At 60.2% G+C, this 21,109-nt stretch carries 16 protein-coding genes; all 16 read left to right on the forward strand.

The annotated features are described in order from the left end of the window. Window positions 1-382: 382 nt before the first annotated feature. The 16 genes from hutU to JFT91_RS07905 all read left to right on the forward strand — a co-directional run bounded on the left by hutU (window position 383) and on the right by JFT91_RS07905 (window position 21,095). Window positions 383-2,068 (forward strand): urocanate hydratase, encoded by a 1,686-nt coding sequence (hutU, locus tag JFT91_RS07830; protein ID WP_201230647.1) that lies wholly within the window; start codon window positions 383-385, stop codon window positions 2,066-2,068. 149 nt (window positions 2,069-2,217) lie between these two features. Then, window positions 2,218-3,690 carry a purine-cytosine permease family protein gene (locus tag JFT91_RS07835; RefSeq protein WP_201230002.1) on the forward strand — a complete coding sequence of 491 codons (1,473 nt, stop codon included), beginning with the start codon at window positions 2,218-2,220 and terminating at the stop codon, window positions 3,688-3,690. A gap of 70 nt (window positions 3,691-3,760) precedes the next feature. Next, on the forward strand, window positions 3,761-4,729 hold the full coding sequence (locus JFT91_RS07840) for an ABC transporter substrate-binding protein (protein ID WP_201147600.1): 969 nt from the start codon (window positions 3,761-3,763) through the stop codon (window positions 4,727-4,729). Between the two features lie 83 nt (window positions 4,730-4,812). Further along, window positions 4,813-5,664 carry an ABC transporter permease gene (locus JFT91_RS07845; RefSeq protein ID WP_201230003.1) on the forward strand — a complete coding sequence of 284 codons (852 nt, stop codon included), beginning with the start codon at window positions 4,813-4,815 and terminating at the stop codon, window positions 5,662-5,664. After that, window positions 5,661-6,491: a quaternary amine ABC transporter ATP-binding protein gene (locus JFT91_RS07850; RefSeq protein WP_201232009.1), complete on the forward strand. Its 831-nt coding sequence runs from the start codon at window positions 5,661-5,663 to the stop codon at window positions 6,489-6,491. Before JFT91_RS07845 ends, JFT91_RS07850 begins: the two co-directional genes overlap by 4 nt. Window positions 6,492-6,674: 183 nt before the next feature. Continuing rightward, the gene (gene hutH, locus JFT91_RS07855; protein ID WP_201232010.1) at window positions 6,675-8,198 is read left to right on the forward strand and encodes a histidine ammonia-lyase; all 1,524 of its coding nucleotides are present in this window, start codon (window positions 6,675-6,677) and stop codon (window positions 8,196-8,198) included. A 118-nt stretch (window positions 8,199-8,316) separates the two neighbouring features. Beyond that, the gene (gene hutH, locus JFT91_RS07860) at window positions 8,317-9,849 is read left to right on the forward strand and encodes a histidine ammonia-lyase (RefSeq protein WP_201232011.1); all 1,533 of its coding nucleotides are present in this window, start codon (window positions 8,317-8,319) and stop codon (window positions 9,847-9,849) included. Window positions 9,850-9,951: 102 nt separating this feature from the next. Then, on the forward strand, window positions 9,952-11,157 hold the full coding sequence (hutI, locus tag JFT91_RS07865) for an imidazolonepropionase (RefSeq protein ID WP_201232012.1): 1,206 nt from the start codon (window positions 9,952-9,954) through the stop codon (window positions 11,155-11,157). A gap of 10 nt (window positions 11,158-11,167) precedes the next feature. Continuing rightward, window positions 11,168-11,974 (forward strand): N-formylglutamate deformylase, encoded by an 807-nt coding sequence (gene hutG / locus JFT91_RS07870; RefSeq protein WP_201232013.1) that lies wholly within the window; start codon window positions 11,168-11,170, stop codon window positions 11,972-11,974. A 258-nt stretch (window positions 11,975-12,232) separates the two neighbouring features. Continuing rightward, entirely contained in the window at window positions 12,233-13,204 is a 972-nt protein-coding gene (gene pip / locus JFT91_RS07875) for a prolyl aminopeptidase (protein WP_064117068.1), read from the forward strand. After that, on the forward strand, window positions 13,201-13,638 hold the full coding sequence (dtd, locus tag JFT91_RS07880) for a D-aminoacyl-tRNA deacylase (RefSeq protein ID WP_201230012.1): 438 nt from the start codon (window positions 13,201-13,203) through the stop codon (window positions 13,636-13,638). Before pip ends, dtd begins: the two co-directional genes overlap by 4 nt. A gap of 276 nt (window positions 13,639-13,914) precedes the next feature. Continuing rightward, a complete protein-coding gene (locus JFT91_RS07885) occupies window positions 13,915-15,726 on the forward strand; it encodes a glucan biosynthesis protein (RefSeq protein ID WP_201232014.1) in 1,812 nt (603 codons plus the stop codon). Then, window positions 15,719-18,289 (forward strand): glucans biosynthesis glucosyltransferase MdoH, encoded by a 2,571-nt coding sequence (mdoH, locus tag JFT91_RS07890; RefSeq protein WP_201230016.1) that lies wholly within the window; start codon window positions 15,719-15,721, stop codon window positions 18,287-18,289. The genes JFT91_RS07885 and mdoH overlap by 8 nt, the downstream gene beginning before the upstream one ends. Before the next feature lie 191 nt (window positions 18,290-18,480). Continuing rightward, complete coding sequence (locus tag JFT91_RS07895; protein ID WP_201232015.1) at window positions 18,481-19,278, forward strand: transporter substrate-binding domain-containing protein; 798 nt, start codon at window positions 18,481-18,483, stop codon at window positions 19,276-19,278. Window positions 19,279-19,408: 130 nt separating this feature from the next. Then, window positions 19,409-20,368: an amino acid ABC transporter permease gene (locus JFT91_RS07900; RefSeq protein WP_201232016.1), complete on the forward strand. Its 960-nt coding sequence runs from the start codon at window positions 19,409-19,411 to the stop codon at window positions 20,366-20,368. Then, window positions 20,361-21,095, forward strand: a complete 735-nt coding sequence (locus tag JFT91_RS07905; protein WP_095120739.1) for an amino acid ABC transporter ATP-binding protein — start codon at window positions 20,361-20,363, stop codon at window positions 21,093-21,095. Before JFT91_RS07900 ends, JFT91_RS07905 begins: the two co-directional genes overlap by 8 nt. Window positions 21,096-21,109 lie beyond the last annotated feature (14 nt).

Raw genomic sequence — 21,109 nt, forward strand, 5'->3', positions numbered from 1 at the left:
TGAATCCCCTCGCCACAAATGCATTCACACTTCCTGTTCCCAACCTTGCACCAACTTGTTACCGAACGCCCCAGCGTGGCGCAAAACCACGCTTGTGTAACAAGGTCCCAACTCGCGAAATCATCCCCCCAAAAAATTTCATCCACGCCAGAACCCTTGATTCAGGCGCCCTCCAGCCGTGCCTGCAATTTTCTTGATCACCCCTCCAACAAGTTGGCCGCTTGATTGCATATGCTTGTATGTACAAGTAAAGACGTATGCGTATAAGTCCGCAGCGTCCACTGATTCGCTTGTCGCGCATTGAAGCGCACAGGCTGCTTGCCCACTGCCAGGGTTGGTTTGAATTGATCGCTGAGGAGTCTTTTTCGTGACTGACAACAAAATGACCACTGCTACTACATTTACGAAGCACCGTGACGTAGAAATCCGCGCCGCACGCGGCAACAAGCTGACCGCCAAGAGCTGGCTGACCGAAGCGCCGCTGCGCATGCTGATGAACAACCTCGACCCGGAAGTTGCCGAGAACCCGAAAGAATTGGTGGTCTACGGTGGTATCGGTCGCGCCGCACGTAACTGGGAGTGCTACGACAAGATCGTCGAAAGCCTGACCAACCTGAACGACGACGAGACCCTGCTGGTGCAATCCGGCAAGCCGGTCGGCGTGTTCAAGACTCACAGCAATGCCCCGCGCGTACTGATCGCCAACTCCAACCTCGTACCGCACTGGGCGAGCTGGGAGCACTTCAACGAACTCGACGCCAAAGGCCTGGCCATGTACGGCCAGATGACCGCCGGCAGCTGGATCTACATCGGCAGCCAGGGCATCGTTCAAGGCACCTACGAAACCTTCGTTGAGGCCGGTCGCCAGCACTACAACGACAACCTCACCGGCAAGTGGGTGTTGACCGCCGGTCTGGGTGGCATGGGTGGCGCACAACCTCTGGCTGCAACTCTGGCCGGCGCTTGTTCGCTGAACATCGAGTGCCAGCAGGTCAGCATCGATTTCCGCCTGAAAAGCCGTTACGTCGACGAGCAAGCCAAAGACCTCGACGACGCTCTGGCGCGCATCGACAAATACACCAAAGAAGGCAAAGCGATCTCCATCGCGCTGCTGGGCAATGCCGCAGAAATCCTCCCGGAACTGGTCAAGCGCGGCGTGCGCCCGGACATGGTCACCGACCAGACCAGCGCCCACGATCCATTGAACGGTTACCTGCCAGCCGGCTGGACCTGGGACGAATACCGTGCCCGCGCCAAGACCGAACCGGCCGCTGTGATCAAAGCCGCCAAGCAATCGATGGCCGTACACGTCAAAGCCATGCTGGAGTTCCAGAAGCAAGGCATTCCGACCTTCGACTACGGCAACAACATCCGTCAGATGGCGCAGGAAGAGGGCGTCGAAAACGCGTTCGATTTCCCTGGCTTCGTACCGGCCTACATCCGTCCGCTGTTCTGCCGTGGCATCGGCCCGTTCCGTTGGGCGGCACTGTCGGGTGATCCGCAAGACATCTACAAAACCGACGCCAAGGTCAAAGAACTGATCCCGGACGACGCGCACCTGCACAACTGGCTGGACATGGCCCGCGAGCGCATCAGCTTCCAGGGTCTGCCGGCGCGTATCTGCTGGGTCGGTCTGGGCCTGCGCGCCAAGCTCGGTCTGGCATTCAACGAAATGGTTCGCAGCGGCGAGCTGTCGGCACCGATCGTGATCGGTCGCGACCACCTCGACTCCGGCTCGGTCGCCAGCCCGAACCGTGAAACCGAATCGATGCAGGACGGTTCCGACGCTGTGTCCGACTGGCCACTGCTCAACGCTTTGCTGAACACCGCGAGCGGTGCGACCTGGGTTTCCCTGCACCACGGCGGCGGCGTCGGCATGGGCTTCTCGCAGCACTCGGGCATGGTGATTGTCTGCGACGGTACTGACGAAGCGGCCGAGCGTATCGCACGCGTGCTGCACAACGACCCGGCCACCGGCGTTATGCGCCACGCCGATGCCGGTTACCAGATCGCCATCGACTGCGCCAAGGAGCAGGGCCTGAACCTGCCGATGATTACCGGTAAATAACCGCAAAACCCTGTAGGAGTGAGCCTGCTCGCGATAAGGCCGGCACATTCAGCAAATGTGCTGACTGACACACCGCAATCGCGAGCAGGCTCACTCCTACAAAAGCCAAAACAAGAACAAAACCCGGAACAATCCACAGAGGTTGAATCATGGCTGTTAACACCGATCGTGCAAGCATCAAACCGTTGATCGAAAGGCGTTCGATCGACTACATCCCGGAAGCGGAAAGACACGGTCGTCTGTTTAGCCAGTTCACCCTGTGGATGGGTGCCAACCTGCAAATCACCGCGATTGTCACCGGGGCCCTGGCCGTGGTGCTGGGCGGCGATGTGTTCTGGTCGTTGATCGGTCTGTTGATCGGTCAATTGCTCGGCGGCGGCGTAATGGCGCTGCATGCGGCACAAGGGCCGAAGCTCGGTCTGCCGCAGATGATCTCCAGCCGCGTGCAGTTCGGCGTGTATGGCGCGGCCATCCCGATCGTGCTGGTGTGCTTGATGTATCTGGGCTTCACCGCAACGGGCACGGTACTGTCCGGCCAGGCGCTGGGCCAGCTGTTTAACGTCAGCGACAGCGTTGGCATCCTGATTTTTGCCAGCGTGATTGTGCTGGTGACGGTGCTCGGTTATCGCGTGATCCACTGGATCGGCCGTGTCGCCAGTGTTATTGGCGTGATCGCCTTCGTGTTTCTGTTCTGGCGTTTGATGAGCCAGACCGACGTCGGCGCACTCCTGCAAATTCGTCATTTCAGCTGGAGCAGCTTCTTGCTCGCGGTATCGCTCGCGGCCTCCTGGCAGATCGCGTTCGGCCCTTACGTGGCTGACTATTCCCGTTACCTGCCAAGCAACACCTCGGCGGTAAAAACCTTCTTTGCCGCCGGCGCAGGTTCGGTGGTGGGCGCGCAAGTGGCGATGATCCTCGGTGTCTTTGCCGCAGCCTCCGCCAACGGTCAATTCGCCGGTCACGAAGTCGCCTACATCGTTGGTCTGGGCGGCACCGGTGCCACCGCTGCGCTGCTGTATTTCAGCATCGCGTTCGGCAAGGTGACCATCTCGACGCTGAACTCCTACGGCAGCTTCATGTGCATCGCGACCATCATCAGTGGTTTCAAAGGCCACCTGACCGTCACGCGCATGCAGCGTCTGGTTTTCGTATTGGTGATCGTTGGCACAGCGACGCTGATCGCGCTGCTCGGTCAGCACTCGTTCCTCGGTGCGTTCAAGTCTTTCATCCTGTTCCTGCTCGCCTTCTTCACCCCGTGGAGCGCGATCAATCTGGTCGACTACTACTGCATCACCCGCGAGCGTTATGACGTGCCGGCGCTGGCCGATCCAAACGGTCGCTACGGTCGCTGGAACCTGCTCGGTATCAGTGTCTACGTGTTCGGCGTGCTGGTGCAGTTGCCGTTCATCTCCACCAAGTTCTACACCGGTCCGCTGGTGGCAGCGCTGGGTGATGTGGATATTTCCTGGATCATCGGTCTGGTGTTGCCCGCCGCCGTTTATTACGTGTGCGCAAAAAAATGGCACAGCGCCGTACCCGATCAACTGATTCTGCCGGTCGAGCAGAACAGCGTTGCACAACCTGAAACAAGCGGGGCCGTTCGCGCTGCGGCGCAGGCCTGATTGGACGTGGACAGGGCTGGATGCCTCTTGACTGCCGTAAGCCCAATTCATGATTAGGAGCGTCACGACAATGAAATCGAACAAGACCCTGCTGACCGCATTGCTTTCCATGGGCCTGCTTGCCAGCGCCGGCGCCACTCAGGCGGCTGGCTGGTGCGAATCGGGCAAACCGGTGAAATTCGCCGGACTGAACTGGGAAAGCGGCATGCTGTTGACCGACGTTCTGCAAGTGGTGCTGGAGAAAGGTTACGACTGCAAGACCGACAGCCTGCCAGGCAACTCCATCACCATGGAAAACGCCCTGAGCAGCAACGACATTCAAGTGTTCGCCGAAGAGTGGGTCGGCCGCAGCGAAGTCTGGAACAAGGCCGAGAAGGCCGGCAAGGTTGTCGGTGTCGGCGCACCAGTGGTTGGCGCAGTGGAAGGCTGGTACGTGCCGCGTTATGTGATCGAAGGCGACGCCAAGCGCAAGCTGGAGCCGAAAGCCCCAGACCTGAAAAACATCGCTGACCTGGGCAAATACTCAGCGGTGTTCAAGGACGCCGAGGAGCCATCCAAGGGCCGCTTTTACAACTGCCCGGCCGGCTGGACCTGCGAGCTGGACAACAGCGAAATGCTGAAAAGCTATGGCCTCGAAAACAGCTACACCAACTTCCGTCCGGGCACTGGCCCGGCACTCGATGCGGCAGTGTTGTCGAGCTACAAGCGTGGCGAGCCGATTCTGTTCTACTACTGGTCGCCAACCCCGCTGATGGGCCAGGTCGATCTGGTCAAGCTCGAAGAAAAACCGGGCGTCGACAAGTCTGTGAGCATCAAGGTCGGCCTGTCGAAAACCTTCCACGAACAGGCGCCGGAACTGGTCGCTGTGCTGGAAAAGGTCAACCTGCCGATCGACCTGCTGAACCAGAACCTGGGTCGCATGGCGAAGGAACGTATCGAGTCGCCAAAACTGGCGAAAATCTTCCTCAAGGAACATCCTGAGGTCTGGCATGCGTGGGTTAGTGACGACGCAGCCAAGAAAATCGACGCGGCGCTGTAGGTCGATACCTCCCGGCTAACCGCGAGGCTGGCCGGGAGATATGCCGTAAACGCTTGATTGAGATTTCTGATTGAGAGCCGCTTATGTTTCCCGAGAGCTTTACCTTTTCCATCGCCGACTGGGTCAACGGTTGGGTCGATTCGCTGGTCACCAACTACGGTGATGTGTTCCGCCATATCTCCGACACCCTGCTGTGGGCCATCGTCAACCTTGAAGGCCTGCTGCGCGCGGCGCCGTGGTGGTTGATGCTGGCGATCGTCGGTGTCATTGCCTGGCATGCCACGCGCAAAGTGCTGACCACGGCGGTCATCGTCGGTTTGCTGTTCCTCGTTGGCGCTGTCGGCCTGTGGGACAAGCTCATGCAGACGCTGGCGCTGATGATGGTCGCGACAATCATTTCGGTGCTCATCGGCATCCCGCTGGGGATTCTCTCGGCGCGCAGCAATCGCCTGCGTTCGGTGCTGATGCCGCTGCTCGACATCATGCAAACCATGCCGAGTTTCGTGTACCTGATTCCGGTGCTGATGCTGTTCGGTCTGGGCAAGGTGCCGGCGATTTTCGCCACCGTCATTTACGCCGCTCCACCGCTGATTCGACTGACCGATCTGGGTATTCGCCAGGTTGACGGCGAAGTCATGGAAGCGATCAACGCGTTCGGCGCCAACCGCTGGCAGCAACTGTTCGGCGTTCAATTGCCGCTGGCCTTGCCGAGCATCATGGCCGGGATCAACCAGACCACCATGATGGCCCTGTCGATGGTGGTGATCGCCTCGATGATCGGCGCCCGTGGTCTGGGTGAAGATGTGTTGGTGGGGATTCAGACCCTCAACGTCGGGCGCGGTCTTGAGGCCGGTCTGGCGATCGTGATTCTCGCAGTGGTCATCGACCGCATTACTCAGGCGTACGGTCGGCCACGGCATGAGGTGAGCAAATGAGCAACGCAACCGTGAGCAAGATCGAAGTCAAAAACGTCTTCAAGATTTTCGGCAACCGCGCCAAGGATGCGCTGGCGATGGTCGGGCAAGGCAAGACCAAGGATCAGGTGCTGAGCGAGACCGGTTGCGTGGTGGGGGTCAACGACCTGTCGCTGAGCATCGGCACTGGCGAGATCTTCGTGATCATGGGCTTGTCCGGCTCGGGCAAATCGACCTTGGTGCGCCACTTCAATCGCCTGATCGACCCGACCAGCGGCGCGATCCTCGTCGATGGCGTCGACATCCTGCAATACGACATGGAAGCCCTGCGCGAATTTCGCCGGCACAAGATCAGCATGGTGTTTCAGAGCTTCGGCCTGCTGCCGCACAAGACCGTCCTCGACAACGTCGCCTACGGCTTGAAGGTGCGCGGCGAGAGCAAGCAAATGTGCTCGGAACGCGCGCTGCACTGGATCAACACCGTGGGCCTCAAGGGCTACGAAAACAAATACCCGCACCAGCTCTCCGGCGGCATGCGCCAGCGCGTTGGTCTGGCCCGGGCCTTGGCGGCGGACACCGACATCATCCTGATGGACGAGGCGTTCAGTGCGCTGGATCCGCTGATCCGCGCGGAAATGCAGGATCAATTGCTGGAACTGCAAAAGACCCTGCACAAAACCATCGTCTTCATCACCCACGACCTTGATGAGGCCGTGCGTATCGGCAATCGCATTGCGATTCTCAAGGATGGGAAATTGATCCAGGTCGGCACGCCCCGCGAGATTCTGCATTCGCCGGCGGATGAGTACGTCGACCGGTTCGTGCAGCGGCGTGCAGCGGTGGTTTGAGATGGATTGCCTTTGTGGCGAGGGGATTTATCCCCGTTGGGTGGCGAAGCCGCCCCAAACCATGCGCCCAAGTCTGACTGACAGACTGCGATGGTAGGTTTTACGACTGCTTCGCAACCGAACGGGGATAAATCCCCTCGCCACGGGGTTACCTGCATCAACAGAATTGGTATGAGGTTTTAGATGTCTCAGGCTGAAAGAATCGTTATCACTGGTGCGCCGCTGCGTTGGCAAGACGTCGTCGCCGTGGCTCGTCATGGCGCTCAACTTGAGCTGTCGAGTGGCACCTGGGCGCGCATCGAAAACGCCCAGGCCATCGTCCAGCGCATCGTCGAAAGCGGCGAGCGTGCCTATGGCGTCAACACCGGTCTGGGCGGTTTGTCCAATGTCTCGCTGCAAGACGAACAACTCAGCCAACTCTCGCGCAACACGCTGCTCAGCCACGCCTGCGGCGTCGGCCCGGTACTCGCCGACGAGCAGACCCGCGCGATCATCTGCGCCGCGATCCACAACTACAGCCACGGCAAATCCGGCATTCATCGCCGCGTCGTCGAAGGCCTGCTGGCGCTGCTCAATCGCGGCATCACCCCGCAAGTGCCGTCGCAAGGTTCGGTGGGTTACCTGACGCACATGGCGCACATCGGTATCACGCTGTTGGGCATCGGTAATGTCAGCTATCGCGGGCAAATCACTTCTGCGCAACAGGCATTGGCCGAAGAGGGCCTGCAACCGGTGCAACTCGGCGCGAAGGACGGTTTGTGCCTGGTCAACGGCACGCCGTGCATGACCGGCCTCAGCTGTCTGGCGATTGCCGACGCGACGCGTCTGCTGCAATGGGCCGACGTCATCGGCGCAATGAGTTTCGAAGCTCAGCGCGGCCAGATCGATGCCTTCGACGCTGAGATCATCGCGTTGAAACCGCATCCGGGCATGCAGCAGGTCGGCGTTAATCTGCGCGCGTTGCTCGACGGCAGTGAAGTCATCGCGTCGAGCAAAGGCATTCGTACTCAGGACGCGCTGAGCATTCGTTCGATCCCGCAGGTGCACGGCGCCGCGCGCGATCAACTGGCGCACGCGATCAAACAGATCGAAACCGAACTCAATGGCTGCACCGACAATCCGCTGCTGCTGGGCACGCCGGATGATTTCCGAGTCATGTCGCAGGCTAACCCGCATGGGCAATCGGTGGCGATGGCGGCGGATCTGCTGGCGATTGCCATGGCCGAAATCGGCTCGATTGCCGAGCGTCGACTCGATCGTCTGGTCAACCCGCACGTCAGCGGTCTGCCGGCGTTTCTGGTGGCAAACCCGGGGGTGAACTCCGGGATGATGATCGTGCAATACGTCGCCGCGTCGCTGTGTGCGGAAAACCGCCAGTTGGCGCAGCCAGCGGTGCTCGACAACTACATCACTTCAGGCCTGCAGGAAGACCACTTGAGCATGGGCACCAACGCCGCGCTGAAGCTGCATCGGGCGCTGGAAAACTGCACGCAGATCCTCGCCATCGAATACCTGCTGGCGGCGCAGGCATTTGAATTCCTCAAGGAGCAACGCTTCGGCGCGGGCACCGATGTCGCGTGGCGACTGCTGCGTGAAACCGTCCCGGCCTATGATCAGGATCGCTGGTTGGCGCCGGACATCGCCGCGGCCGCGAGCGTGTTGAAAACGCCGAATTTGCTGCACAACGTTCTATCGAATTTGCACTGAAAAACTACCCTGCCAGCGTGCCAAGGCGCCGGATGCCCAAAAGGCTGAAAGCGACGGATAACGGAATGCTCCGGAGCGAATGGCAAGTTAATAACAATGTCTCAAAAGGAGCATTTAAATGACTGCGCTTAACCTGATCCCTGGCCAACTGAGCCTGGCCCAATTGCGTGACGTCTACCAGCACCCGGTCAAGCTGACGCTCGACAACAGCGCCTCGGCACAGATCGAAGCCAGCGTTGCCTGCGTCGAACAGATCCTCGCCGAGAACCGCACCGCGTACGGCATCAACACCGGTTTCGGCCTGCTGGCCTCTACACGCATCGCCAGCGAAGACCTGGAAAACCTCCAGCGTTCGCTGGTGCTGTCCCACGCCGCTGGCGTTGGCCAGCCGATCAGCGATGACTTGGTGCGTCTGGTCATGGTGCTCAAGGTCAACAGCCTTAGCCGCGGTTTCTCCGGGATCCGCCGCGTGGTGATCGACGCGCTGATTGCGCTGATCAACGCCGAGGTTTATCCGCACATTCCGCTGAAAGGTTCGGTGGGCGCATCCGGTGACTTGGCGCCGCTGGCGCACATGTCGCTGGTGCTGCTGGGCGAGGGCAAGGCGCGTTACAAGGGCGAGTGGATGGAAGCCACTGAAGCGCTGAAAGTGGCCGGCCTGACGCCGCTGACGTTGGCGGCGAAAGAAGGTCTGGCGCTGCTCAATGGGACGCAGGTTTCCACGGCGTTTGCGTTGCGTGGTCTGTTTGAAGGTGAAGACCTGTTTGCTGGCGCAATCGCGTTGGGCGGTCTGACGGTTGAAGCGGTATTGGGTTCGCGCTCGCCGTTCGATGCACGCATTCACGCGGCGCGTGGCCAGAAAGGTCAGATCGATGCCGCTGCCGCGTACCGTGATCTGCTCGGTGAGCGCAGCGAAGTCTCCGACTCGCATCAGAATTGCGAAAAAGTACAGGATCCGTACTCGCTGCGCTGCCAGCCGCAAGTCATGGGTGCCTGCCTGACCCAGTTCCGTCAGGCGGCGGAAGTGTTGGCGGTCGAAGCCAACGCCGTGTCGGATAACCCATTGGTATTCGCCGCTGAAGGCGACGTGATTTCCGGCGGTAACTTCCACGCTGAACCGGTGGCCATGGCCGCTGACAACATGGCACTCGCCATCGCTGAAATCGGTTCGCTGAGCGAGCGCCGTATCTCGCTGATGATGGACAAGCACATGTCACAACTGCCGCCGTTCCTGGTGGCCAATGGCGGCGTCAATTCCGGTTTCATGATCGCTCAGGTAACCGCAGCGGCACTCGCCAGCGAGAACAAGGCGCTGTCGCATCCGCATTCGGTCGACAGCCTGCCGACTTCGGCCAACCAGGAAGACCATGTGTCGATGGCCCCGGCGGCTGGCAAGCGTCTATGGGAAATGGCCGAGAACACTCGCGGGATTCTTGCGGTGGAATGGCTGGCGGCGGTGCAGGGTCTGGATCTGCGTAACGGTCTGAAGACATCGGCGAAGCTGGAACAGGCGCGGGCGATTCTGCGCAAGGAAGTACCTTTCTATGAGAAAGACCGCTTCTTTGCGCCGGACATCAATGCAGCGACTGAACTGCTGGCTTCGCGCTGCCTGACCGAACTGGTTCCGGCCAAACTTTTGCCTAGCCTGTGATGGACTCTTCGCGAGCAGGCTCGCTCCCACAGGGTTACGCATTCCAAATGTGGGAGCGAGCCTGCTCGCGAAATCGATTTTGAATACTGTGGAGACTAAGGGATGAAAACCCTCTGGCAACACTGCCACGTCGCAACCATGGCGCAAGGCGTCTACTCGATCATCGAGGATGCGGCCATCGTCACGTCCGGTGCGCTCATCGAGTGGATCGGCCCGCGTGATCAATTGCCGTCCGGCGAATACCCGGCGGTCAACGACCTGCAAGGCGCGTGGGTCACCCCCGGCCTGATCGACTGCCACACCCACACGGTGTTCGGTGGTAACCGCAGCGGCGAGTTTGAAAAACGTCTGCAAGGCGTCAGCTACGCCGAGATCGCGGCCTCCGGTGGCGGCATCGCCAGCACCGTGCGCGCGACTCGCGAAGCGACTGAAGACGAGCTGTTCGCCAGCGCCGCCAAACGCCTGAAAAGCCTGATGCGCGACGGCGTCACCACGGTGGAAATGAAGTCCGGCTACGGCCTCGATCTGGCCAACGAACGCAAGATCCTCCGAGTGATTCGTCGCCTGGAAAAAGAGCTGCCGATCAGTGTGCGCAGCACCTGTCTGGCCGCCCACGCGTTGCCACCGGAATACAAGGATCGCGCCGACGATTACATCGAGCTGATCTGTACCGAGATGCTGCCAGCCTTGGCCGCCGAAGGGCTGGTCGATGCCGTGGATGCTTTCTGCGAATACCTGGCGTTCTCGCCGGAGCAAGTCGAGCGCGTATTCATTGCGGCGCAAAAACTCGGACTGCCGGTGAAGCTGCACGCCGAGCAATTATCGTCGCTGCACGGCTCCAGCCTTGCCGCGCGCTATAAGGCGTTGTCGGCCGATCATCTGGAATTCATGGACGAGGCCGACGCCATCGCCATGGCCGAAGCCGACACCGTCGCGGTGTTGCTGCCGGGCGCGTTCTATTTCCTGCGTGAGACCCAGTTGCCGCCGATGGATGCCCTGCGCAAGCACAAGGTGAAAATCGCCATCGCCAGCGACCTCAACCCCGGCACCTCGCCGGCGCTGTCGTTGCGGCTGATGCTGAACATGGCCTGCACCTGTTTCCGCATGACCCCGGAAGAGGCACTGGCCGGCGCGACCCTTCATGCCGCGCAGGCATTGGGCATGGCCGATACACACGGTTCACTGGAAATCGGCAAGGTGGCGGATTTCGTTGCCTGGCAGATTGATCGTCCGGCGGATCTGGCCTACTGGCTCGGTGGTGATCTGGATAAACGCGTCGTCCGTCACGGCGTCGAATCAAGTCTGTAGGAGAGCGGTTGTGGATAAGGTTCTGAGCTTCAAACAAGGTCGCGTGCCGCTGCTGATCAGCATGCCGCACGCCGGCCTGCGCCTGACCCCGGAGGTCGAGGCCGGGCTGATCGCCGACGCGAAAAGCCTGCCGGATACTGACTGGCATATTCCGCAGCTCTATGACTTCGCTGAAGCGCTGGGCGCCAGTACGCTGGCTGCCGAGTATTCGCGTTTCGTCATCGACCTGAACCGGCCGTCCGACGACAAACCGTTGTACACCGGCGCGACCACCGGCCTGTACCCGGGGACGCTGTTCGATGGCATCCCGTTGTTCCGCGAAGGGCATGAGCCTTCGCAAGAACAGCGCGCGACTTATCTTGAACAGATCTGGACGCCGTATCACCGCACTTTGCAGGAAGAGCTGGCGCGGCTGAAGGCCGAGTTCGGTTATGCGCTGCTGTTCGATGCGCACTCGATCCGCTCGATCATCCCGCACCTGTTCGACGGCAAACTGCCGGACTTCAACCTGGGCACCTTCAATGGCGCCAGTTGCGATCCGCAACTCGCTACGCAGCTGGAAGCCATCTGTGCGCGCCACGACGATTACAGCCACGTGCTCAACGGCCGCTTCAAGGGCGGCCACATCACCCGCCATTACGGTAACCCGGCCGAGAACATCCACGCAGTGCAACTGGAGTTGTGCCAGAGCACCTACATGGAAGAGTTCGAACCGTTCCGCTATCGCGCCGACCTGGCCGAGCCGACGCGGGTGGTCCTCAAGGAGTTGCTGCAGCACTATCTGGCCTGGGGGCAAAAGCACTACGCGCAAAAATAGCGCCTGGCACCCAACCCTTGTAGGAGTGAGCCTGCTCGCGATAGCGGTGTGTCAGTCGCTGAAATATTGCCTGAACCAACGCCATCGCGAGCAGGCTCACTCCTACAAGTTTTTGTGTGCAGCAGACTGTGGTGCATGTCTGACAAGCGGTGACAGCGAGCGAGCATGCTCATTGACGTAAATCGGGTTTATGATGCCCAACGGCAGAATAAATAGAAGTCCCCCCAGGGATGACCTCGACCCTTTACGGAGCGCGCAATGCAGACTTTGTTTCCGCAGATCAAACCTCACGCCCGGCACGATCTGGCTGTCGATGACACCCACACGCTGTACGTCGACGAAAGCGGTTCACCGGAGGGTTTGCCGGTTGTGTTCATCCATGGCGGCCCCGGCGCCGGTTGCGACGCGCAAAGCCGTCGCTATTTCGATCCGAATCTCTATCGCATTGTCACCTTCGACCAGCGCGGTTGCGGCCGTTCCACCCCGCACGCCAGCCTGGAAAACAACACCACCTGGGATCTGGTCGCCGACCTTGAGCGCATCCGTAAACACCTGGGCATCGACAAATGGGTGCTGTTCGGCGGCTCGTGGGGTTCGACCCTGGCGCTGGCTTACGCGCAAACCCACCCTGAGCGTGTTCACGGTCTGATCTTGCGCGGGATCTTTCTCTGCCGCCCGCAAGAAATCGAGTGGTTCTATCAGGCTGGCGCCAGCCGTCTGTTCCCCGATTACTGGCAGGACTACATTGCACCGATCCCGCTGGACGAGCGCGACGACCTGCTCAGCGCTTTCCACAAACGCCTCACCGGCAACGACCAGATCGCCCAGATGCACGCGGCTAAAGCCTGGTCGACCTGGGAAGGGCGCACCGCGACCCTGCGGCCGAACCCGCTGGTGGTCGATCGTTTCTCCGAGCCGCAACGTGCGCTGTCGATTGCGCGGATCGAATGCCATTACTTCACCAACAACGCCTTCCTCGAGCCGAATCAACTGATTCGCGACATGGGCAAGATCGCTCATCTGCCCGGCGTGATCATCCACGGCCGCTACGACGTGATCTGCCCGCTCGACAATGCCTGGGAATTGCACCAGGCCTGGCCGAACAGCGAACTGCAGGTCATTCGTGATGCCGGCCATGCCGCCTCCGAACCGGGGATCACCGATGCGCTGGTGCGCGCGGCGAGCAACATGGCGCGTCGCCTGCTCGACCTGCCGCCGGAAGAAGCATGAAGGGGCTTTTACAGCGCGTAAGCGGTGCACGGGTTGAAGTCGCGGGCGAGGTAGTCGGGGCGGTAGATCAAGGTTTGCTGGTGCTGGTGGCGGTCGAACCCGACGACACGCATGCCAGCGCCGACAAACTTCTGCATAAGCTGCTTAACTATCGGGTATTCAGTGACGCCGAGGGCAAGATGAACTTGTCCCTGGCCGATGTGGGTGGTGGGTTGCTGCTGGTCTCTCAGTTCACCCTGGCCGCCGATACAAAAAGCGGGCTGCGACCGAGTTTTTCGACAGCGGCCCCTCCAGCCCTGGGCGAGGAATTGTTCGACTATCTATTAAACCGAGCGAAACAGATGCATGGCACTGTGGCATCAGGTAGATTCGGCGCGAATATGCAGGTGCACCTGGTCAACGATGGTCCGGTAACCTTCCTGTTACAGACATGAAAGCGCTTGAAACATCTTTTCTAGGGCTTTTCGACTGAAAACAGGCATTTTTCGCGATAAATACTTTGTTACCCCTGATGCGTTGTCATGCGGGCTACTAGATAATCGCGCGCTACGGGGATCAGCGTTCGTTGGTCCATTTTGACTTAGGTAGAGACTTGTCCGGATCCGATTGGGGAATCATTTTGCCCCAGCGGAGTCGGAACAATGCTCGCCAACCTGGCATATAGATAGCTGGCCGTTGGTTTTTTGATCTGTTTTCGGCGAGGGTTGCTCGTGATTGTTAGTCCCTGTAATGCAGCAAAATTGTCTGCCAAACGCGTGCGAAGTGCTCTGGTAGCGGGCTCGGCGCTCCTGTGCCTGCTCAGCGCCGGCCAGCTTTGGGCGTTCAATCTTGACGATGTATCGGCGAAGGCTAAAGAACTGGCCGGGCAGAAGTTCGAAGCCCCGCGCAGCAATCTGCCGAACGAGTTCCGCGACATGAAGTTCGCGGACTATCAGAAAATCCGCTTCCTCACCGAAAAGGCTGAGTGGGCTGATCAGAAGACCCCGTTCAAGCTCTCCTTCTATCACCAGGGTATGCACTTCGATACGCCGGTGAAAATCAACGAAATCACGGCGAACACCGTCGAAGAGATCAAATACGATCCGACGCGCTTCGATTTCGGCGACCTGAAATTCGATCCGAAAGCCACCGAACAACTGGGTTATGCCGGTTTCCGTGTGCTGTACCCGATCAACAAGGCCGACAAACAAGACGAAATCATGACCATGCTCGGCGCGAGCTACTTCCGCGTCGTTGGAAAGGGCCACACCTACGGTTTGTCGGCGCGTGGCCTGGCGATCGATACTGCGCTGCCGTCGGGCGAAGAATTCCCGCGTTTCCGCGAGTTCTGGATTCAACAGCCGAAGCCAGGCGACAAGCATCTGGTGATCTTCGCCTTGCTCGATTCGCCGCGTGCTACGGGTGCCTACCGTTTGATCCTGCGTCCGGGCAGCGACACCATTGTTGACGTCAAGGCGCAGGTGTTCCTGCGTGACAAGGTCGGCAAACTGGGCATTGCGCCGCTGACCAGCATGTTCCTCTTTGGCGCCAACCAGCCGTCGAAAGTCCTCAACTATCGTCGTGAACTGCACGACTCCAGTGGTCTGTCGATTCATGCCGGCAACGGCGAGTGGATCTGGCGTCCGCTGAACAACCCTAAACACCTGGCCGTGAGCAACTTCAGCGTCGAGAACCCGCGTGGTTTCGGCTTGCTGCAACGTGGCCGCGACTTCAGCCACTATGAAGACCTTGACGACCGCTACGACAAGCGCCCAAGCGCCTGGATCGAGCCGAAGGGCGAGTGGGGCAAAGGCACTGTTGATCTGGTAGAAATCCCGACCGCCGATGAAACCAACGACAACATCGTTGCGTTCTGGAGCCCGGAGACCCTGCCGGAGCCAGGCAAGCCTCTGGACTTCGCCTACCGCCTGCACTGGACCATGGACGAAGCGGCGATTCACGCGCCGGACAGCGCCTGGGTTTCGCAGACGCTGCGTTCGACCGGTGACGTCAAGCAATCGAACCTGATCCGTCAGCCGGATGGCAGCGTTGCCTACCTGGTCGATTTCGAAGGTCCATCGCTCGCGGCCCTGACGCCGGATGCGGACGTTCGCAGCCAGGTCAGCGTTGGCGACAACGCCGAACTTGTTGAAAACAGCGTGCGCTACAACCCTGAAACCAAGGGCTGGCGTTTGACTCTGCGGATGAAAATCAAGGACGCGAGCAAGTCGACCGAGATGCGTGCTGCCTTGGTTCAGCCTGTCGTAACCGCTGATCTGGCGAAATCGGTGCCGGCGTCCAATTCGTCTGTCGCCAAGGCCGACAAGGTCGCCGCCAAGCAACAAGAGAAACTCGACAAGGAAGCCAAGGCAGCCGAGGCCAAACAGGCCGACGCCAAGCCAGCCGTAGATGCCAAGGACAAGGCCAACAAAGACGCCAAGCAGCCAGCCGCTGCGGACGCGGCCCCAGCCACACCGGAATCGGCACCGACTGAAGAAGTCCTGACCGAGACCTGGAGCTATCAGTTGCCTGCCGATGAGTAACTCTCAAGTACAGCCAGAGACTCTGTCCGAGTATCTGGCGCATCTGCCGATGACCGACGAGCAGCGCGCGGAACTCGCGGGTTGCCAGTCGTTCAGCGAGCTGCATCAACGCCTGTCGTCGTCAACGTTCGACGCTCCTGCCGAGGCCGCCCAGGCTTCGGTGGGCAAGCGCCTGACCCTGAGCACCGCCGAAGAGCTGGAAGAAGCGGAAATGCTGGCGCTCGACGCCAGCGGCCGCGTCAGCCTCAAGGCCACGCCGCCGATTCGTCGCACCAAAGTCGTACCGGAGCCGTGGCGCACCAATATTCTGGTGCGTGGCTGGCGCCGTCTGACCGGTCGCACCAACCCGCCACAGCCGCCGAAAGACGAAAACGTCCTGCCGGCGGCGCGCTGGCGCACTGTCGGTTCGATCCGTCGCTACATTCTGTTGGTGCTGATGCTTGGCCAGACCATCGTCGCCGGCTGGTACATGAAAGGCATCATGCCGTACCAGGGCTGGTCGTTCGTCGATCTCGATGAAGTCCTGCATCAACCGCTGATGCAAACAGCCACGCAAGTGCTGCCGTATGCGCTGCAAACCAGCATCCTGATTCTGTTCGGGATTCTGTTCTGCTGGGTTTCGGCTGGTTTCTGGACCGCGCTGATGGGCTTCCTTGAGCTGCTCACCGGTCACGATAAATACCGTATCTCCGGCAAAAGCGCCGGCAACGAGCCGATTGCCAAGGACGCACGCACCGCACTGGTGATGCCAATCTGCAACGAAGACGTGCCGCGAGTGTTTGCCGGTTTGCGCGCTACGTTCGAATCGGTCGCCGCCACCGGTGATCTCGATCGTTTCGACTTTTTCGTGTTGAGCGACAGTAACGACACCGATATCTGCGTCGCCGAGCAACAGGCGTGGCTGGATGTCTGCCGCGAGGCCAAAGGCTTCGGCAAGATATTCTATCGCCGCCGTCGCCGTCGGGTGAAACGCAAGAGCGGCAACCTCGACGACTTCTGCCGTCGTTGGGGCGGTGACTACAAGTACATGGTTGTGCTCGACGCCGACTCGGTGATGAGCGGCGAGTGCCTGACCAGTCTGGTGCGCTTGATGGAAGCCACGCCGGACGCCGGGATCATCCAGACCGCGCCACGTGCGTCGGGCATGGACACCCTGTATGCGCGCATGCAGCAGTTCGCGACCCGTGTGTACGGGCCGCTGTTTACCGCCGGTCTGCACTTCTGGCAGTTGGGTGAATCCCACTACTGGGGCCACAACGCGATCATCCGCATGAAGCCGTTTATCGACCACTGCGCCTTGGCGCCGTTGCCGGGCAAAGGCGCGTTCTCCGGAGCGATCCTGTCGCACGACTTCGTTGAAGCCGCGCTGATGCGCCGTGCCGGTTGGGGCGTATGGATTGCCTACGACCTGCCGGGCAGCTACGAAGAACTGCCGCCGAACCTGCTCGATGAACTCAAGCGTGACCGTCGCTGGTGCCACGGCAACCTGATGAACTTCCGCCTGTTCCTGGTCAAAGGCATGCACCCGGTACACCGTGCGGTGTTCCTGACGGGCGTAATGTCATACCTGTCAGCGCCGTTGTGGTTCTTCTTCCTGGTGTTGTCGACCGCGCTGCTGGCGGTGAACACGCTGATGGAGCCGCAGTACTTCCTTGAACCCCGTCAGCTCTATCCATTGTGGCCACAATGGCACCCGGACAAGGCGATTGCGCTGTTCTCGACGACGATCGTGCTGCTGTTCCTGCCGAAACTGTTGAGCATCATCCTGATCTGGGCGAAGGGCGCGAAAGAGTTCGGCGGCAAGTTCAAGGTGACCTTGTCGATGCTGCTGGAGATGCTGTTCTCCATGCTGCTGGCGCCGGTGCGGATGATTTTCCACACCCGTTTCGTACTGGCCGCGTTCCTCGGCTGGGCGGCGACCTGGAACTCGCCGCAGCGTGACGACGACTCGACGCCATGGAGCGAAGCAGTCAAGCGCCACGGCCCGCAAACCCTGCTGGGCTTCTGCTGGGCGCTGCTGGTGGTCTGGCTGAACCCGAGCTTCCTGTGGTGGCTGGTGCCGATCGTCGGTTCGCTGATGTTGTCGATCCCGGTATCGGTGATCTCCAGCCGTGTCGGCCTAGGTCTGAAGTCCCGTGACGAGAGCCTGTTCCTCATCCCTGAGGAATACAATCCGCCACAGGCACTGCTGGACACCGACAAGTACACCCATGAAAACCGTTGGCACGCGCTCAACGACGGCTTTGTCCGTGCGGTGGTCGATCCACAGCAGAACGCTTTGGCGTGCTCGCTGGCGACGTCCCGTCATGGCCAGGCTGAGCCGATCGAGTGGCTGCGTCAGGAGCGTGTGCGTCACGCCCTGAAGGTTGGCCCGGCGGCGCTGAGCAACCATGATCGCCTGCAACTGCTGAGCGATCCGGTGGCTTTGGCGCGACTGCACGAGCTGGTCTGGGCCGAAGGTCACGCCGAGTGGCTGGATGCATGGCGGGCTTCGGTGAAAGCCGATCCGCATGCGCCGTTGCTGCCGCTGCGACCGCTGAGCCTGCAGGCGCAGCCGGCCTGATAAAGAAACCCCGCGATGTTGCGGGGTTTTTTTAATTCTACGGCCCGACCCATAACAACAATTCCCGGCAAAAAACCTTGTGCAAACGGACGAGTGCGTTAGCATCCGTCCCCGAATTGGCGCACCCGGGCTTTTTGGCCCGCCTCTGTTGGTTTTCGCGCCGCAAACGCAATGGTTTTGGGGACTTGAAGATGAAGAAGTATCTGTCGATGCTGCTGGTCGGCGTCACGGCACTGGTTGCAGTCAATGCGGCGCATGCTGGTGCCATCGATGACGCGGTCAAGCGCGGCACGTTGAAAGTCGGTATGGATCCGACCTACATGCCGTTCGAAATGACCAACAAGCGCGGCGAAATCATCGGCTTCGAAGTCGACATCCTCAAAGCCATGTCAAAGGCCATGGGCGTCAAACTCGAGCTGGTTTCGACCGGTTACGACGGCATCATCCCGGCGCTGATGACCGACAAGTTCGACATGATCGGCAGCGGCATGACCCTGACTCAGGAGCGTAACCTGCGCCTGAACTTCAGCGAACCGTTCATCGTCGTTGGCCAGACCCTGCTGATCCGCAAGGAGCTGGAAGGCACCATCAAGTCGTACAAAGACCTGAACACTGCTGACTACCGCATCACCTCCAAGCTCGGCACCACCGGCGAAATGGTCGCCAGGAAGCTGATCTCCAAAGCCAAGTACCACGGCTACGACAATGAGCAGGAAGCCGTGCTCGACGTGGTCAACGGCAAGGCCGACGCGTTTATCTATGACGCGCCGTACAACGTGGTTGCGGTGACCAAGGTCGGCGCTGGCAAACTGGTGTTCCTCGACAAGCCGTTCACCTACGAGCCTTTGGCGTTTGGTCTGAAGAAGGGTGATTACGACAGCCTCAACTTCATCAACAACTTCCTGCACCAGATCCACGAAGACGGCACCTACGATCGCATCCATGACAAGTGGTTCAAGAGCACCGAGTGGCTCAAGGACATGGAATAACGCCGGTCAGCCAGACCGCGTCGCTCCTTTCGCGAGCAGGCTCGCTCCCACATTTGAAATGCATTCCAATGTGGGAGCGAGCCTGCTCGCGAAGAGGGCCTTGTAAGCAACACCAATCCCGGAACCTGCAATGAAACATAAAAAAGCCCAATGGCCGTGGCACGTCCTCACCGTGCTGGTGCTGGTCGGCCTGGCGGGCGCTTTGTATTACGCGACGTCGCTGATGTCCTACGAATGGCGCTGGAACCGTGTGCCGCAGTACTTCGCCTATCAGGCCGAAGAAACCCAGCGTGCCACCGACATCTCCACCGTCACGGAGCTGGTGCGCAAGGGCGGCAGCGCGCAAGTCACCCTGCGCAACGACGCCGGTGACGAGCAGCACCTGACGGTCGACGAGAACAGCCTGCAATTCGCTCAGGGCGACGATGTGGCCGAAGGCGATGTCGTCGGTGTCACCCGCCATTGGGCAGCAGGACCGCTGATGTGGGGGCTGTGGACGACGCTCTGGCTATCGGTGGTCTCCGGGATTCTGGGTCTGCTGATCGGTCTGGTCACCGGGCTGTGCCGCTTGTCGAGCAACCCGACCCTGCGCGACCTCTCGACGATTTATGTCGAACTGGTGCGCGGCACGCCGCTGCTGGTGCAGATCTTCATTTTCTACTTCTTCATCGGCACGGTGATGAACCTGTCCCGCGAGTTCGCCGGGATCGCCGCGCTGTCGTTGTTCACCGGCGCTTACGTGGCCGAGATCATCCGTTCCGGCGTGCAATCGATTGCACGCGGTCAGAACGAAGCGGCGCGCTCGCTGGGACTGAGTGCCGGCCAGTCGATGCGCCATGTGGTGCTGCCGCAAGCCTTGAAACGCGTGCTGCCGCCATTGGCCGGGCAGTTCATCAGTCTGGTCAAGGACACGTCCTTGGTGTCGGTGATCGCTATCACCGAGCTGCTGAAAAGCGGCCGCGAAGTCATCACCACGTCGTTCTCGCCGTTCGAGATTCTGTTCTGCGTCGCCGGCCTTTACCTGTTGATCAACCTGCCGCTGTCGAAAATCGCCAGCCGGCTTGAGCGGAGGCTCGCGCAAAGTGATTGAAGTCCGCGATCTGGTAAAAGTCTTCGACACCCGCGGTCAGGTGGTGCGCGCTGTGGATAACGTCAGCACCACGGTGGCCAAGGGCGAAGTGCTGGTGGTGATCGGCCCGTCCGGTTCCGGCAAATCGACCTTCCTGCGCTGCCTCAACGGCCTGGAAGAATTCGACTCAGGCTCGGTGAGCATCGACGGCTTGCAACTGGCCGACCCGAAAACCGACGTCAATGCCTACCGCCGTGAAGTCGGCATGGTGTTTCAGCATTTCAATCTGTTCCCGCACATGACCGTGCTGGAAAACCTCTGTCTGGCGCAGAAAGTCGTGCGCAAGCGCGGCAAGAAAGAGCGCGAGGCGAAGGCCATGGAATTGCTGCAAAAGGTCGGGATTGCGCAGAAGGCCAACGAGTTTCCGTCGCGCCTGTCCGGTGGTCAGCAGCAGCGCGTGGCCATTGCGCGGGCGCTGGCGATGGAACCGAAGGTTATGTTGTTCGACGAGCCGACTTCGGCACTTGACCCGGAAATGGTCGGCGAGGTGCTGGACGTGATGAAGAACCTGGCCGTAGAAGGCATGACCATGGTCTGTGTGACCCACGAGATGGGCTTTGCCCGGGAAGTGGCGGATCGGGTGCTGTTTTTCGATCACGGCAAACTGCTGGAAGATGCCGCGCCGGCAGAGTTCTTTGATGCGCCGAAGGATCCACGGGCTCAGGCCTTCCTGCGTCAGGTTCTGTAAAAAGCAGCGGCCTG

It is taken from the genome of Pseudomonas sp. TH08 (assembly GCF_016651275.1).
In the GTDB taxonomy this organism is placed as follows: Bacteria; Pseudomonadota; Gammaproteobacteria; order Pseudomonadales; family Pseudomonadaceae; genus Aquipseudomonas.

Coding starts and splice junctions, on each gene's coding strand:
- JFT91_RS07900 (WP_201232016.1), top strand. CDS start 19,409: ATGAAACATAAAAAAGCCCAATGGCCGTGGCACGTCCTCACCGTGCTG.
- JFT91_RS07895 (WP_201232015.1), top strand. CDS start 18,481: ATGAAGAAGTATCTGTCGATGCTGCTGGTCGGCGTCACGGCACTGGTT.
- pip (WP_064117068.1), top strand. CDS start 12,233: ATGCAGACTTTGTTTCCGCAGATCAAACCTCACGCCCGGCACGATCTG.
- JFT91_RS07835 (WP_201230002.1), top strand. CDS start 2,218: ATGGCTGTTAACACCGATCGTGCAAGCATCAAACCGTTGATCGAAAGG.
- hutH (WP_201232010.1), top strand. CDS start 6,675: ATGTCTCAGGCTGAAAGAATCGTTATCACTGGTGCGCCGCTGCGTTGG.
- hutH (WP_201232011.1), top strand. CDS start 8,317: ATGACTGCGCTTAACCTGATCCCTGGCCAACTGAGCCTGGCCCAATTG.
- mdoH (WP_201230016.1), top strand. CDS start 15,719: ATGAGTAACTCTCAAGTACAGCCAGAGACTCTGTCCGAGTATCTGGCG.
- hutI (WP_201232012.1), top strand. CDS start 9,952: ATGAAAACCCTCTGGCAACACTGCCACGTCGCAACCATGGCGCAAGGC.
- JFT91_RS07845 (WP_201230003.1), top strand. CDS start 4,813: ATGTTTCCCGAGAGCTTTACCTTTTCCATCGCCGACTGGGTCAACGGT.
- dtd (WP_201230012.1), top strand. CDS start 13,201: ATGAAGGGGCTTTTACAGCGCGTAAGCGGTGCACGGGTTGAAGTCGCG.
- hutU (WP_201230647.1), top strand. CDS start 383: ATGACCACTGCTACTACATTTACGAAGCACCGTGACGTAGAAATCCGC.
- JFT91_RS07850 (WP_201232009.1), top strand. CDS start 5,661: ATGAGCAACGCAACCGTGAGCAAGATCGAAGTCAAAAACGTCTTCAAG.
- JFT91_RS07840 (WP_201147600.1), top strand. CDS start 3,761: ATGAAATCGAACAAGACCCTGCTGACCGCATTGCTTTCCATGGGCCTG.